General features: G+C 73.4%; 9 protein-coding genes. 4 read left to right on the forward strand and 5 right to left on the reverse strand.

Features of this window, described 5'->3' with window-relative positions; all coding sequences use genetic code 11:
* Nucleotides 1-111 precede the first annotated feature (111 nt).
* Both ABZX96_RS22005 and ABZX96_RS22010 read left to right on the forward strand, forming a co-directional pair.
* Nucleotides 112-1,578: a cytosine permease gene (locus ABZX96_RS22005; protein ID WP_355546922.1), complete on the forward strand. Its 1,467-nt coding sequence runs from the start codon at nucleotides 112-114 to the stop codon at nucleotides 1,576-1,578.
* 239 nt (nucleotides 1,579-1,817) lie between these two features.
* Nucleotides 1,818-2,819, forward strand: a complete 1,002-nt coding sequence (locus ABZX96_RS22010) for an LLM class flavin-dependent oxidoreductase (RefSeq protein WP_355546924.1) — start codon at nucleotides 1,818-1,820, stop codon at nucleotides 2,817-2,819.
* Between the two features lie 28 nt (nucleotides 2,820-2,847).
* Here the strand turns inward: ABZX96_RS22010 and ABZX96_RS22015 are convergent, their stop codons facing one another.
* The 4 genes from ABZX96_RS22015 to ABZX96_RS22030 all read right to left on the reverse strand — a co-directional run bounded on the left by ABZX96_RS22015 (nucleotide 2,848) and on the right by ABZX96_RS22030 (nucleotide 9,950).
* Nucleotides 2,848-4,266: a sugar porter family MFS transporter gene (locus tag ABZX96_RS22015; RefSeq protein ID WP_355546926.1), complete on the reverse strand. Its 1,419-nt coding sequence runs from the start codon at nucleotides 4,264-4,266 to the stop codon at nucleotides 2,848-2,850.
* A 308-nt stretch (nucleotides 4,267-4,574) separates the two neighbouring features.
* Nucleotides 4,575-8,723 carry an AAA family ATPase gene (locus ABZX96_RS22020; RefSeq protein ID WP_355546928.1) on the reverse strand — a complete coding sequence of 1,383 codons (4,149 nt, stop codon included), beginning with the start codon at nucleotides 8,721-8,723 and terminating at the stop codon, nucleotides 4,575-4,577.
* A gap of 356 nt (nucleotides 8,724-9,079) precedes the next feature.
* The gene (locus ABZX96_RS22025; protein WP_355546930.1) at nucleotides 9,080-9,286 is read right to left on the reverse strand and encodes a hypothetical protein; all 207 of its coding nucleotides are present in this window, start codon (nucleotides 9,284-9,286) and stop codon (nucleotides 9,080-9,082) included.
* Nucleotides 9,287-9,668: 382 nt separating this feature from the next.
* Complete coding sequence (locus ABZX96_RS22030) at nucleotides 9,669-9,950, reverse strand: acylphosphatase (RefSeq protein WP_355546932.1); 282 nt, start codon at nucleotides 9,948-9,950, stop codon at nucleotides 9,669-9,671.
* Nucleotides 9,951-10,436: 486 nt separating this feature from the next.
* Here ABZX96_RS22030 and ABZX96_RS22035 point away from each other — a divergent pair, with 486 nt between their 5' ends.
* Entirely contained in the window at nucleotides 10,437-11,522 is a 1,086-nt protein-coding gene (locus ABZX96_RS22035) for a CAP domain-containing protein (protein ID WP_355546934.1), read from the forward strand.
* 206 nt (nucleotides 11,523-11,728) lie between these two features.
* Nucleotides 11,729-12,310, forward strand: a complete 582-nt coding sequence (locus ABZX96_RS22040; RefSeq protein ID WP_355546936.1) for a GNAT family N-acetyltransferase — start codon at nucleotides 11,729-11,731, stop codon at nucleotides 12,308-12,310.
* 92 nt (nucleotides 12,311-12,402) lie between these two features.
* Here ABZX96_RS22040 and mutM read toward each other — a convergent pair whose 3' ends face one another.
* Nucleotides 12,403-13,320 carry a bifunctional DNA-formamidopyrimidine glycosylase/DNA-(apurinic or apyrimidinic site) lyase gene (gene mutM, locus ABZX96_RS22045; RefSeq protein ID WP_355546946.1) on the reverse strand — a complete coding sequence of 306 codons (918 nt, stop codon included), beginning with the start codon at nucleotides 13,318-13,320 and terminating at the stop codon, nucleotides 12,403-12,405.
* Nucleotides 13,321-13,501 lie beyond the last annotated feature (181 nt).

Raw genomic sequence — 13,501 nt, forward strand, 5'->3', positions numbered from 1 at the left:
GGACCAAAGTACGATGGTGGAGGCTGCGCAACGCGCGTAGAGTCCTGGCGAAATCCCTCCCCACGCCAGGCATCACAGCCGCTGCCTGAACCCGCACGGAGACACCTGCACATGGACACCACGTCCTCTCCTGAAACCGAAGGCGCTGTCGAGACACGAGGCATCGAGCCCGTTCCCGACCATGAACGCCAGGGCCGCGTCCGCGAGCTCTTCCCCACCTGGGTCGCCGCCAACATCAGTGTGTTGTTGCTCACCATGGGCGCGTCCCTCGTGATCAACAACGGCCTGAACTTCTGGCAGGTGCTGATCGTCGCGGCCATCGCGTCCGTCATCTCCTTCGGGATGGTCGGCGTGCTGTCCGTCTCCGGCAAGTGGGGCGGGGCGCCCGGCGCGCTGCTGTCCCGCGCCGCGTTCGGCGTCCGAGGCAACTACTTCCCCGGCGCGATCCTCTGGGTGGCGCGTTTCGGCTGGGAGACCATCAACGCGGTGAGCGGCGCGTACGCCGTCCTGACCGTGCTGAAGCTCCTCTTCGGCATCGAGACGAACAACGTCCTGATCGTCGTCACCCTGCTGGCCTTCGTGGCCTGCACTTTCGTGGTGAGCGGTCTGGGCCGCAAGGCGCTGAACCTCTGCAACAAGTGGTCCACGTACCTGTTCAGCGTGTTCAGCATCATGGTGCTGATCTACCTGATCGCCGAGATGGACTGGCACAAGATCTTCTCCCAGTCGCCCGGCAGCACCGCCCTGATGATCGCCGGTATCGGCACCATCGCCGCGGGCGGCATCAGCTGGGTCCCGACCGGCCCGGACTTCGCGCGGTACCTGCCGCACGCCGCCTCCGGCAAGAAGATCGTCGGCACCACGATCTCCGGCGCCGCGCTGGTGCTCGTCCCGATGGTCCTGATGGGCGGCGTGATGGCCGTCTCCAAGCCGGACCTGGCCAACCAGAACACCGACCCGATGTCCTTCCTGGGCAGCGCGCTGCCGGACTGGCTGGCGATCCCGTACCTGATCACCGCCCTGGTCGGCATGATGCTGATCAACAGCCTCTCGATGTACTCGGCCGGTTTCACCGCCCAGACCATGGGCGTCAAGCTGCCGCGTGCCATGGCCGTGAGCATCAACGCCGTCATCAGCCTGGTCGGCGGCCTGTTCATGATGCTGGTCGCCAAGGACTTCATCGGCCAGTTCATCACCTTCCTGACGCTGCTGGCGGTGTCGTTCTCGGCCTGGATCGGCGTCTACGGCATCGACATGGCGCGCCGCTTCCGCCGCACGGTCCGCTACGACCCGCACGGCCTGATGACCATCGACCGCAGCAGCCGCTACTGGTACGTCGGCGGCTTCTGCTGGCAGGCGCTCACCGCCTGGGCCGTCGCGCTGATCGCCGGTCTGTGCCTGACGAAGGTCGAGTGGTTCACCGGTCCGCTGGCCACCACCTGGCTGGGTGAGCACGGCCTGGGCTGGGCGGTGACGATCGTGATCGCCGCGCTGGTCTTCGCGGTGCTGCCCGCGCCGAAGGAGAACGCCCCGGCGGACGGCAAGGCGGCGGACGACCGCAAGCCCGCCCGCGTCTGATCCCGCGCCCGGCGCCTCGCGCCTCGCGCCCGGCGCCTCGCGCGAAAAGCCGACCGGCCGGTCCCCTCCCCCGGGGCCGGCCGGTCGGCTTTTCGCGTACGGGCGCGGGTACGCGCGCCGGATCCCGCCCCCGCGAACCGCCCCCGCGCCTCCCGTGTCCGATCGGCCCTCTGGTGCCCGGGCGGCCCGCCGGATAACGTCCCCCTCCCACCCACCTCGGCGAAGGGGACGTCGTCGTCATGCCCGTCACGGTCCTGCGGCTCAATCTCGTCGATCCCGCGCCGGCCGGTCCGGACGCGCTCTCCGCGCGGTACCGGGCCGCCGTCGAGATGGCCGCGTACGCCGACGAGATGGGACTGGACACCGTCCAGACCGAGGAGCACCACGCCACCGACAACGGCTGGATGCCCTCCCCGCTCACCTTCGCCGGCGCCGTGCTGGGCGCCACCCGCCGCATCACCGTCATGCTCTCGGCCCTGATCACGCCGCTGTACGACCCGCTGCGGCTGGCGGAGGACATCGCCGTCCTGGACCTGATCGGCGGCGGGCGGCTGGTGACGGTGGCGGCCCTGGGCTACCGGCCCGAGGAGTACGAGGCGCACGGCCGGGACTGGCGGTGGCGCGGGAAACTGCAGGACGAGGCGCTGGAGACGCTGCTGCGCGCCTGGACCGGCGAACCGTTCCCCTACCGGGGCCGCACCGTGCGGGTCACCCCGCGCCCGTATTCCCGTCCGCATCCGCCGCTGTTCGTCGGTGGCGGGTCCAGGCCCGCGGCCCGCCGCGCCGCCCGGCTGGGGCTGCCGTTCCTGCCCGGTGCGTACTCCCCCGAGCTGGAGGCGTACTACCACGCGCAGCGGGCCGCGTACGGGACCGAGGGAATGGTGCTCCAGCCGCCCGCCGACGCGTGGCTGCTGCACGTCTCCGAGGATCCGGACCGGACCTGGGCGCGGTACGGGCAGCACTTCCTGCACGAGGCGCGCACCTACGCGTCCTGGCAGGTCCCCGGCATCCGGTCGGCCGTGCATTCACACGCGGAGGACGTGGCGGAGCTGCGCCGGGAGGGCCGCTACCGCGTGGTCACGCCCGAGGAGTGCGTGCGGCTGGCGGCGGACGCGGAGGCCCTGGTCCTGCACCCGTTGTGCGGCGGGATGCCGGTGGAGGAGGGACGGCGGTCGCTGCACCTGTTCGCCGAACGCGTGGTGCCCCGGCTCCAAGAGGACTCGAAGCCGGGGCACCACTGAAGGCTGAGGAGAAAGGCGGCGGGGGGGGTTAGCCCATCTCCTCCAACGCCTTGCCCTTGGTCTCCTTCACGAACTTGAGCACGAAGGGGATCGAGAGCAGGGCGAAGATCATGTAGATCAGGTAGGTGCCGGAGAGGTTCCAGTCGGCCAGGCTCGGGAAGCTGGCCGTGATCGCCCAGTTGGCGATCCACTGGGCGCTGGCGGCGACGCCGAGCGCGGCGGCGCGGATGCGGTTGGGGAACATCTCGCCGAGGAAGACCCACACCACGACGCCCCAGGACAGGGCGAAGAAGAGCACGAAGCAGTGCGCCGCGATCAGGGCGACGGTGCCCTCGGTGGTCGGCAGGGTGCCGGCCGCGCTCTTGGCGGAGAAGGCCCATGCCTCCAGCGCCAGGGCGACGGCCATGCCGGCGGAGCCGATGAGCGCCAGCGGGCGGCGGCCGATCCGGTCCACGAAGATCATCGCGATGACGGTGCCGATGATGTTGATGATCGACGTGGTGAAGCTGTAGAAGAACGAGCCGCTCGGGTCGATGCCGACCGACTGCCACAGCGTCGAGGAGTAGTAGAACGCGACGTTGATGCCGACGAGCTGCTGGAAGATCGAGAGCCCGATGCCGATCCAGACGATCGGCAGGAAGCCGCCCTTGCCGCCGAGCAGGTCCTTGAACGTGGACTTGTGCTCGCGGCGCATCGCCTCCTTGATCTCGGCGACCCGCTTGTCGAAGTCGACGCCCTGGCCCTCGACCTCGGCGAGGACCTCCTTGGCCTTGTCGGTCTTGCCGACGGAGATCAGGAAGCGGGGGGACTCGGGGATCGCGAAGGAGAGCAGGCCGTACAGGATCGCCGGGACGACCATGACGCCCAGCATCCACTGCCAGGCCTCCAGCCCGCCGATCTTGCCGCGCTGGTCGCCGTCCGCCAGGTTGAGGATGCCCCAGTTGACGAGCTGGGAGATGGCGATGCCGACGACGATCGCCGCCTGCTGGAAGGAGCCGAGCCGGCCGCGGTAGGCGGGCGGCGCGACCTCGGCGATGTAGGCGGGGCCGATGACGGAGGCCATGCCGATGGCGATGCCGCCCAGGACGCGCCACATGGCCAGGTCCCACAGCGCGAAGGGCAGCGCCGAACCGACCGCGCTGATGGTGAACAGCACCGCGGCGATCTGCATCACCCGGATGCGGCCGATGCGGTCCGCGATCCGGCCGGCGGTCGCCGCGCCGATGGCGCAGCCGATCAGCGCAATCGCGATCACCTGGGCGAGGGCGGCGGACCCGACGTCGTAACGGCTGCGGATCGCCTCGACGGCGCCGTTGATGACGGAACTGTCGTAGCCGAAGAGGAAGCCGCCCATCGCGGCAGCCGCGGTGATGAAGATGACGTGGCCGAGATGGTCCGGCTGGGCCTTGCGGCCCTCCACGGACGACGGCTGCGCGGTGCTGGTCAACGTGTACTCCAGTGGCCCGGCTGCGCTGCCGGGCGTAGGGGGCTGGCCCTTCTAGTGGCGCACAGGTTGGGGGTACTCACCACTTGAAGGTAAAAGCAACGTTGCAGAGACTATGCCTTCAAGTTTCAAAGTCAATAGTCGAGAGACGTGGGATTTCCGAGAGATTTCCCGACTCACAACTTCAAGCCTTGAACGTTACTTTTCCGTGATTTCCACGCTCGGGTGCATGAACTACGAGTTTCCCGCGACCCACGGAATAAACGATCTTGAAAAGCCGGCCGGGGCGTCCCCGACCGGCCTCCCACCGCTCAGCGCAGCCGCTGGCTGATGACTTTCGACACACCGTCGCCCTGCATCGAGACGCCGTACAGCGCGTCCGCGACCTCCATGGTCCGCTTCTGGTGCGTGATCACGATCAGCTGCGAACTCTCCTGCAGCTCCTCCATGATCGAGATGAGCCGCTGGAGATTGGTGTCGTCCAGCGCCGCCTCCACCTCGTCCATCACATAGAACGGGCTCGGCCGCGCCTTGAAGATCGACACCAGCAGCGCCACCGCCGTCAGCGACCGCTCACCGCCCGACAGCAGCGACAGCCGCTTGACCTTCTTCCCCGGCGGACGCGCCTCCACGTCCACGCCGGTCGCCAGCATGTCGTCCGGGTCGGTCAGGACCAGCCGCCCCTCGCCGCCCGGGAACAGCCGGGCGAAGACCCCCTCGAACTCGCGCGCCGTGTCCCGGAACGCCTCCGTGAACACCTGCTCGACGCGCTCGTCGACCTCCTTGACCACCCGCAGCAGGTCGGTACGGGTCTTCTTCAAGTCTTCAAGCTGCTCGCTGAGGAACCTGTGCCGCTCCTCCAGCGCCGCGAACTCCTCCAGTGCCAGCGGGTTCACCTTCCCGAGCTGCTGATACGCCCGCTCGGCGGCCTTGAGCCGCTTCTCCTGCTCGGCCCGCACGTACGGCGCGGGGCGGTTCGCGGGGTGCTCCGGATCCTCGGGCGGTTCCTCGCCGGGCGCCGGGGGCGAGGGCGGTACCGGCTGGTCGGGCCCGTACTCCGCAACCAGCGCGGCCGGCTCCACGCCCAGCTCCTCCAGCGCCCTGGCCTCCAGCTGCTCGATCCGCAACCGCTTCTCGGCACCCAGGACCTCGCCCCGGTGCACCGAGTCGGTCAGCTTGTCCAGCTCCTGCTTGAGCACGCGGGCCTGCTCGCGCTCGACCCCCAGCGCTTGCTCGCGCTCGGTCCGGTCCCGCTCCGCGGTGACGCGCTCCGCCTCCGCGCGGACGAGCGACGCCTCGACGTGCGCCAGGAGCTGCCGGGCGCCCTCGGCGACCGCACGCGCGACCGCCGCCTCGTGCCGCAGCCGTGCGCGCCGGCGCTCGGCGCGCGCCCGCGCCTCGCGTTCGGCCCGCGCCCCCCGATCCAGCGCGTCCGCCCGCCCCGCGAGCCCCTTCACGCGCTCCTCGTGCGTACGCACCTGGAGCCGGGCCTCCATCTCCGTCTGCCGCGCGTTGGCGCCGTCCGCGGCCAGCCGGTCCCGCAGCGCGGTGTCCGGCTCCTCCTCGCCCGGGTCCTCCTCCGCCACGGCCAGGCGCTCGGCCAGTTCCTCGGCCTCCGCGGTCGCCTCCGCCAGCGCCTCCTCGGCGCGCGCGGCGGCCCGCTCCGCCCGTTCCGCCTCGCCCTCGGCCGCCCGCGCCTGCCCGCCGAGCCGTCCGAGCGCCCCGGCGACCTCGGACTTCTCCCGGTCGGCGGCGCGCCTTCGCTCGCCCAGCTCCTCGACGAGGGCGGCACACTCCGCCCGCCGCCCCCGCGCCGCCTCCTGCTCCGCCACCAGCTCCCGGCACCGCGCGTCCAGCTCCTCCAGCTCCGCCGCCGCCTCGTCCACGGCGGCCCGCACCTCCAGGAGGCTGGGCGACCCGGCGGACCCGCCCCGCGCGAAGTGCGCCCCGAGCACGTCCCCGTCAGCGGTCACCGCCGTCAGCTCCGGCCGCGCGGCCACCAGTCCGGCCGCCTCCTCCAGCGACCCCACGACGACCGTGTCCCGCAGCAGCCACCGCACGGCGGTCACCAGCCCCTCGGGTCCGCCGACCAGGTCGGCGGCGTGCGGGGGTCCTGCGCGTCCGGCGACCGTGTTACCGGGGGGCACATCTCCGGCGGGCGCGTCCCCGACAGACGCGTCCCGGGCGGGCGCGTTCCCGACAGGCCCGTCCCCGGCGGGCGCGCCTTCGGACGGTGCGAACGGGGCGGGGATGCGGACGGCGGCGGGGCCGGGGGACGCCTGAGCGGCGGAGGCGGACGAGTTGGGGGCATCCGGTCCGGACGACGGCCCGGGGACGTGCGGGCCGCCCGACGGCCGGTGGGCGTCCGGCCCGTCCGAACGCCCGGGGACACCCGGCCCGGCCGGGGCACCGGCGGCCTCCGGATCGCCGGGAGCCGCCAAGTCGCCGGAACCCCCCGAGACGCCGGGAGCGCCCGAGCCGTCACGGGCGTCGGAGGCAGCCGAACCGGCTTCCCCGCCGGACGTGCCGGAGCCTACGGAACCGCCCCCACCACCGGGAACAGCCGAGCCGGAAACCTTCGGACCGGCCAGACCACCGACCGGAGCACCGCCGGACGCCGCCCCGGAAGCCCCCGAACCGACCGAAGCACCGCCCGCGGCCCCCACCGAGGCCCCGACAGCCACATTCCCCGCGCCCCGCACGCACTCCCGCGCGCCCGCGCCCCGCGCGCCCTCTTCCGCGCCCGCGCCCACCACCAGCGCCGCGCGCCCGGCGTCCCGCTCCCGCAGCAGGCGGAACGCCGCGGCGGCGGTCGCCGGGTCGGTCACCGCCACCGCGTCCGCCGCCGCGCCCAGCGCCGCCGCGACCGGCACCTCGTACCCGGGGGCCACGTCCAGCAACTCGGCGGCCGGCCCGAGCACCCCCGAGGGACGGTCGTCCGCCGCGAGCAGCACGCCCGTGCCGTCCTTGCGCCGCAGCCCCAGGGCCAGCGCTTCCCGGCGGGCGGTGAGGGCCGCGCGCCGGCGCTCGGCGGCGGTGAGCGCGTCCCGCGCCGCGGTCAGCGCCGCCTCCGCCGCCTCCAGGTCCCGCCTGGCGTTCGCGTACCGCGCGGCCAGTTCCTCGTCGCCCGCGTCCAGCGCGCCCACCTCGGCCCGCAGCCCCTCGTACTCCTCCCGCGCGGTCTCGGCCCGCTGCCGGGCCTCGTCCCGGGCCTCGGCCAGCCGGCCGATCTCCGCCCGCGCCGAAGCGACCCGGCCGCGCGCGGCGGTGACCTTGCCGCTCAGCCGGGCCAGTCCCTCGCGCCGGTCCGCGATGGCGCGCGCCACGTCGCGCAGCCGCCGTTCCTCGTCCGCCAGCCGCCGTTCCAGCTCGGCCCGGTGCGCGACGGTGTCCTCCAGCGCCCGGCCCGCCGCCTCCAGCGCGGCCGTCAGCTCCGCCTCCTGCTCCCGGATACGGGCCGCCTCGCGCTCCATGTCCTCCGGGTCGCGGCCCCGCCGCTCCTCCGGCGGCGCCGCGGAAGCGCTGGTCACGCGGGCCTCGGCGAGCGAGACGGTGCCCCGGACCCGCTCGGCGAGCCGCGCGAGTTCCTGCCAGGTCTCCTGGGCCCGCCGCAGCCGCGGCGTCAGGGTCCGCACCTCTTCCTCCAGTGCGGCCTCACGCCGGGTGGCCTCTTTCAGGCGCGCCTCGGCGGCCTCTTTGCGCCGTCTGAGGGCGGCCTCGTCCGCGATCTCCGCCTCCAGCGCCCTACGCAGCGTGACGAGATCGTCGGCGAGCAGCCGCAGCCGGGCGTCGCGCAGGTCGGCCTGGATGACGGCGGCCCGCCGGGCGACCGCGGCCTGCCGCCCGAGGGGCTTGAGCTGGCGCCGGAGTTCGTCGGTGAGGTCCTGCACCCGCGCCAGGTTGGCCCGCATGGCGTCCAGCTTCCGCAGCGCCTTCTCCTTGCGCTTGCGGTGCTTGAGGACGCCCGCCGCCTCCTCGATGAACGCCCGGCGCCCCATGGGATCGGCGTGCAGGACGGAGTCGAGCTGCCCCTGCCCGACGATGACGTGCATCTCGCGGCCGATGCCGGAGTCCGAGAGCAGTTCCTGGATGTCCAGCAGGCGGCAGGTGTCCCCGTTGATCTGGTACTCGCTGCCGCCGTTGCGGAACATCGTGCGGGTGAGGGTGACCTCGGCGTACTCGATGGGCAGCGCCCCGTCCGAGTTGTCGATGGTCAGGGAGACCTCGGCGCGGCCCAGCGGCGGGCGCCCGGTCGTCCCGGCGAAGATGACGTCCTCCATCTTGCCGCCGCGCAGCGACTTGGCGCCCTGCTCGCCCATGACCCACGAGAGCGCGTCCACGACGTTGGACTTGCCGGACCCGTTGGGACCCACGACGCAGGTGATGCCGGGTTCGAAACGCAGGGTCGTGGCGGAGGCGAAGGACTTGAATCCTCGCAGGGTCAGGCTCTTGAGGTGCACGCCGTCGGACTCTACCGGCCGCCCCCGCCGCGGCCCCTTCCCGGCGCGAGGCACCCTTCGTCACGGGCACCCCGCGGTATTCCGGCTTCCTCTCCGGAAAGCCCGGACGGGGCCTCTGGGCCGGTCGGGCGGCGCTCGCCACCGCAACGCGTTTTCGGTTTCGCGGGGGAGGGGGGAGGGCACATCAGAGGACGAGGGAGACGCGGTAGAGCATTCGCTCGAACGCAGGGGAAACGACGGACGACGGAAAAGCCGGGAAACAACGAAGGGACGCCGAAGCGTCCCTTGCAGATCTCGCTGAGAAATGGTGCCTCAAGCGGTTGGCGTTCGTGCTCTTCCCTGGCCCTGGGGCGGGGTCAGGTGAGCGCGGGCTCCGCCTGGGGTACGTCGATGCCCTGCAGCACCGAATCGTCGCGACGTGCGGCAGCCGACAGCATGTCGTTCTCGGCCTGGATGCGGATGAGCTCGGACTCCAGATCCTGAACACGCTGCTGAAGCCGTCGCATCTCGGAGAGGACTCGGGGGTCGGAGCCGCCGACGTAACCGAGAAGCGCCTTTGCCATGATGGATGGTCCTCCACACTGAGTGACCGACCGAAGCGGTGTGGGTCGTGAGGGATTCGCACCCGCGGTGCTTGCCATTACTTGTGAGCTCAATGCCAAACAGCTAAGGTGCGCGGGGCTTCCAGAGTCTCACCAAAAAGTTTGAGGGTCAACACGATCACGCCCCGTATCGCCGGGTGCCCGGGAGTGCGCGGCTGCGAAGGCTCGCGCCGAAACTCCCCAGAAAGGTCCCGCGGGGGCGTGGAGATCATCCTTACTGCCGCAGCCTTCCATGGGACGGGCCGGTTGGCAACCACCAGGTCATGTCCACTGTCGGGAACTCCCGGAGCGACCAGGGACGGGGGGTGCCGGAAGCGCTGCGGCAGCAGGGTGACGGGGCCCGTCAGCGCTCCGTGAAGCCCTCGTAGCCGCCGCGCGGTGTGCTCCAGATCTCAGTGACGCCGTCGACCCTGCCGGGCGTGTCCCCCTCCCGCAGCCACTCCAGGAGCTGCTCGCAGCGCTCCCGCGGTCCTTCGGCCACGACCTGGACCCGGCCGTCCTCCAGGTTGAGGGCGAAGCCGGTGAGCCCCCCGATGCGCAGGGCGTTGGCCCGGGTGAACCAGCGGAAGCCGACGCCTTGGACGTGGCCCCGCACCCAGGCGGTCAGACGGGCATCTTCGTTCATGCCCGCACGTTAACCGGCCAATTGCTCACGTTGCACTTCCGCCACTCGCGGCATCGCGTACAGTCCCCCGTCAACGAAACTCACCCATTCGGGTGCTCATCCGGGCGAGTGAGTACGGAGCGACCGGGGTTTCCGGCGTGCTGTCGTCTGACGGGGCCCGGGACCGGGCCCCGTCACCGGCCGCACGGCGGGTTTCCCCGGTGACGAAGACGGGATTCCCCGGTGACGAGGACGGAAGGACGGCAGCGGATGGGCCGCCATCGACGCTCGACCCCACGGGCGCCGGCCCCGGACGGCACCGGGACGGGCGCCGTCGCCCCCGATCCCGCCACACCTGCCCCCGCCGCACCCGCCCCCGCCGCACCTGCCCCCGCTTCCGCTGTCCCCGTCGATCCCGAGCCTGGCGGTGTGCGGCCGGTGACGCCCCGCTGGGCCCGGACCGAGCAGCCTCCCCGGAAGCGGGCCGCCCGCGGGGTGCGGGCCCGGATGAGGCGGGCCGCGACGGAACGGGCCGTCACCGGGACGCAGGACGGCACGCAGGCCGGGACACAGACCAAGGCACAGGACAACGCGCAGGTCACGGCCGGGGTCGGGGCGCGAGCGGGGACGCACGCCGGGGCGCAGAGGGGCGCGTTGGAGCACGGTGAGCCGGTCCGGGAGCAGCGGGTCGCGCCGGAGCGAGCCGGGGCCGCCGGCGCGCGGGCGCTGCCGCGCTGGGCCGCGCGGGAGGGGGACGGGCCGGAGCGGGCGGGCGGCGGTAAGCCGTCCTGGCGCCGCCGTGGCCGGCGGGCCGCCGCCCGCCGCGGCGAGGACGCCGAGGCCGCGCCCGGTCACCGGGACTCCGCCGACGCGCGCCGGACCGCGCCCGTACGCACCGGGCTGCTCGGTGCCTCGGCCGCCGTGGCCGTGGGGGTCGTGGCGGTGACCTCGGGGCTGTTGCCCGGTGGCGGTCGGTACCAGGTGCACAACGGCGGCGAGGAACGCAGGCCCGCCGACACCCGCCCGCACGAGTTCCCGCTCCGCACGCCCTCGGCGACCGCCACCCCCCGGCCGGGGCATCCATCGGGCCACGAAGGTCCGGGAGGCTCCCGCCCCTCCCCCGCCGCCCCCGGCACCGCGCCCACTCCCCCGCGGTCCGTCCCGCCCACGCTGCCTGCCTCGCCCCCGCGAGCGCCCGGTGGCGCGCCGACTCCAGCCGGGACCACCGCCCGTGCCGGTTCCGCCACCGCTGTCTCCTCTGGCACCGGCCCGGCGCCGGGCACCGCGTCCACCGCCGAATCCGCGATCCTCTCGCCGGTCGACCGGGAACGCGGCCGAACCGGCTGTGCGCCGCTCACCGCCGACGGGCGGCCGACCGGCCTGGCCCGGGACTTCGGCGCCGACATGGCCCGGCGCGGTTTCTTCGGCCCCTACGAACCCGAAGGCCGCACCCTGTGGGGCCGCGCCCTCGACGCGGGGATCGCGGCGCTCGGAGGCGAGAAAACCGCCCACGGCCAGACCGAGGCCCGCGCGGTCCTGGACACCTGGACACGCGGCCCCGGCCACCGCGCCGACATCCTCGGCTGCGACTAGCGTCCCCTGGGCGCAGCGCCCCTTCGGGCCGGGCGGGTCCGTGGCGGAGCCAGGACTTCGGCTACTGGGCCGCTGCCGGACGACGGCGTGCGAGCCGGCGCACGCCCGGTTTCCCACGCCTGCTACCCACGCCTTCCAGGGCCGTCCACTCCCGGGTACATCTCCCCACGACGACTCTCCGCGGCAGCACAGACAGGAACGCCGCCATGCGCCCCACCCCCACCGAACGCATCCGCCCCACCGAACGCATCCGCCCCGCCGGCGCGGCCGACGTCGGGGCCCTGATGGCGTTGCGGGCCGAGGCCGAGGGCTGGCTGGCCGGGCTCGGGACCGACCAGTGGACGGCTTCCGGTCCCCGGCGCAGGGCACTGGCCCACTGGCGGGCGTGCATCGCGCAGGGCCGCACCTGGGCCGTGGTGGACACCGCCGGGACCGTGCTGGCCACCGTCACCCGCTGCCCCGCCGACAGCGACTTCTGGCGCCCCGAAGATCACCCAGAAACCGCCTTCCACCTGGGCAAACTCATCGTCGCCAGGGCGGCGGCGGGCCGCCGCCTCGGGGTCCGCGTCATCGACTGGGCGTCGCGGGTCGCCGCCCTGGAGGGCCGGGACTGGCTGCGCGTGGACGTCTGGCGTACGAACGCGGGACTGCAGGCGTACTACACGCGCCTCGGCTTCCGGCACGTCCGCACCGAGGCGCCCGCGCACCGCCGCTCCGGCTGGCTCGCCCAGCGGCCCGTCCACGCCCTGTCCCTGCCGAACGAACCACTGGCCACGGCCAACGCGTGAACCCGCACCGCCATGAGTCCCGGCCCACGGCCAACGCGTGAGCCCGCGCCCTCATAAGCCGTAGCACCGGCCCCCAGCCCGCAGGGATGCCCCTACGCCGCCACCCGGGGCGGACGCTGGCAGCGCGGGCAGAAGTAGCTGGACCGGTTCATCCAGGGACGGCGCCGGACGGGCGTGCCGCAGCGGCGGCAGGGTTCGTCCTCGCGGCCGTACGCGTCCAGGGAGCGCTCGAAGTAGCCCGACTCGCCGTTGACGTTCACGTACAGGCTGTCGAAGCTCGTGCCGCCCACGGCGAGCGCCGCGCGCATGACGTCGCGGACGTGGCCGAGGAGTTCGGTGGTGCGCGGGCGGGTCAGGGTGGCCGTCGGGCGGTCGTAGTGCAGGCGGGAGCGCCACAGCGCCTCGTCGGCGTAGATGTTGCCGACGCCGCTGATCAGCGACTGGTCGAGCAGCGCGCGCTTGATCGTCGTCCGGCGGCGGCGCAGCGCCGTGTGGAAGGCCGCGTCCTCGAACGCCGGGTCGAGCGGGTCGCGGGCGATGTGCGCGATGACGTCGGGGAGGCCGTCCGGGTCGCCGGGGACGGTGGGGTGCAGGGAGAGCCCGCCGAAGGTGCGCTGGTCGACGAAGCGCAGTTCGGTCCCGGCGGCCTCGGCGGCGGTGCCGGTCAGCGGGTCGCCCGCCGCGGGCCCGGCCTCGGTGTCGGTGAAGCGGACGCGGACGCGCAGGTGCTTCTCGTCGGGGGCCTTGCGCGGCTGGACGAGGAGCTGTCCGCTCATTCCCAGGTGGGCGAGGACGGAGTGGCCGTCGGTGACCGGCAGCCACAGGTACTTGCCGCGGCGGCGGGCCGCGGCCACGCGCCGGCCGCGCAGGCGGTCGGCGAAGTCGGCGGCGCCGGCGGTGTGGCGGCGGATCGCCCGCGGGTGCAGCACCTCGACGGAGTCGATCGTCCGGCCGACGACCCAGCGTTCCAGTCCGCGGCGTACGACCTCGACCTCGGGCAGCTCGGGCACGTTCTCCTCCGGAGGGGCGGTGAGGCGGCGGCCTCCGGCGCGGAAGCGGCGGCCTCGGCGTACGAAAAGCCCGCGTGCACGCGGGCGCGCGGCGAGTAAGCGCGCCCGCCCGTACGCCGGGGTACGAGCGGGCGCCCCGAAAAGCCGCTCCCCGGCCGCCCGGCCCTCAAAAGAGGGGCGG

The sequence above is a fragment of the Streptomyces sp. NPDC003077 genome, assembly GCF_040611095.1.
Taxonomy (GTDB): domain Bacteria; phylum Actinomycetota; class Actinomycetes; order Streptomycetales; family Streptomycetaceae; genus Streptomyces.

Excerpts from the sequence above, each read along its gene's own strand:
- ABZX96_RS22005 (WP_355546922.1), top strand. The coding sequence starts at position 112 with ATGGACACCACGTCCTCTCCTGAAACCGAAGGCGCTGTCGAGACACGA.
- ABZX96_RS22010 (WP_355546924.1), top strand. The coding sequence starts at position 1,818 with ATGCCCGTCACGGTCCTGCGGCTCAATCTCGTCGATCCCGCGCCGGCC.
- ABZX96_RS22025 (WP_355546930.1), bottom strand. The coding sequence starts at position 9,286 with ATGGCAAAGGCGCTTCTCGGTTACGTCGGCGGCTCCGACCCCCGAGTC.
- ABZX96_RS22030 (WP_355546932.1), bottom strand. The coding sequence starts at position 9,950 with ATGAACGAAGATGCCCGTCTGACCGCCTGGGTGCGGGGCCACGTCCAA.
- ABZX96_RS22035 (WP_355546934.1), top strand. The coding sequence starts at position 10,437 with ATGAGGCGGGCCGCGACGGAACGGGCCGTCACCGGGACGCAGGACGGC.
- ABZX96_RS22040 (WP_355546936.1), top strand. The coding sequence starts at position 11,729 with ATGCGCCCCACCCCCACCGAACGCATCCGCCCCACCGAACGCATCCGC.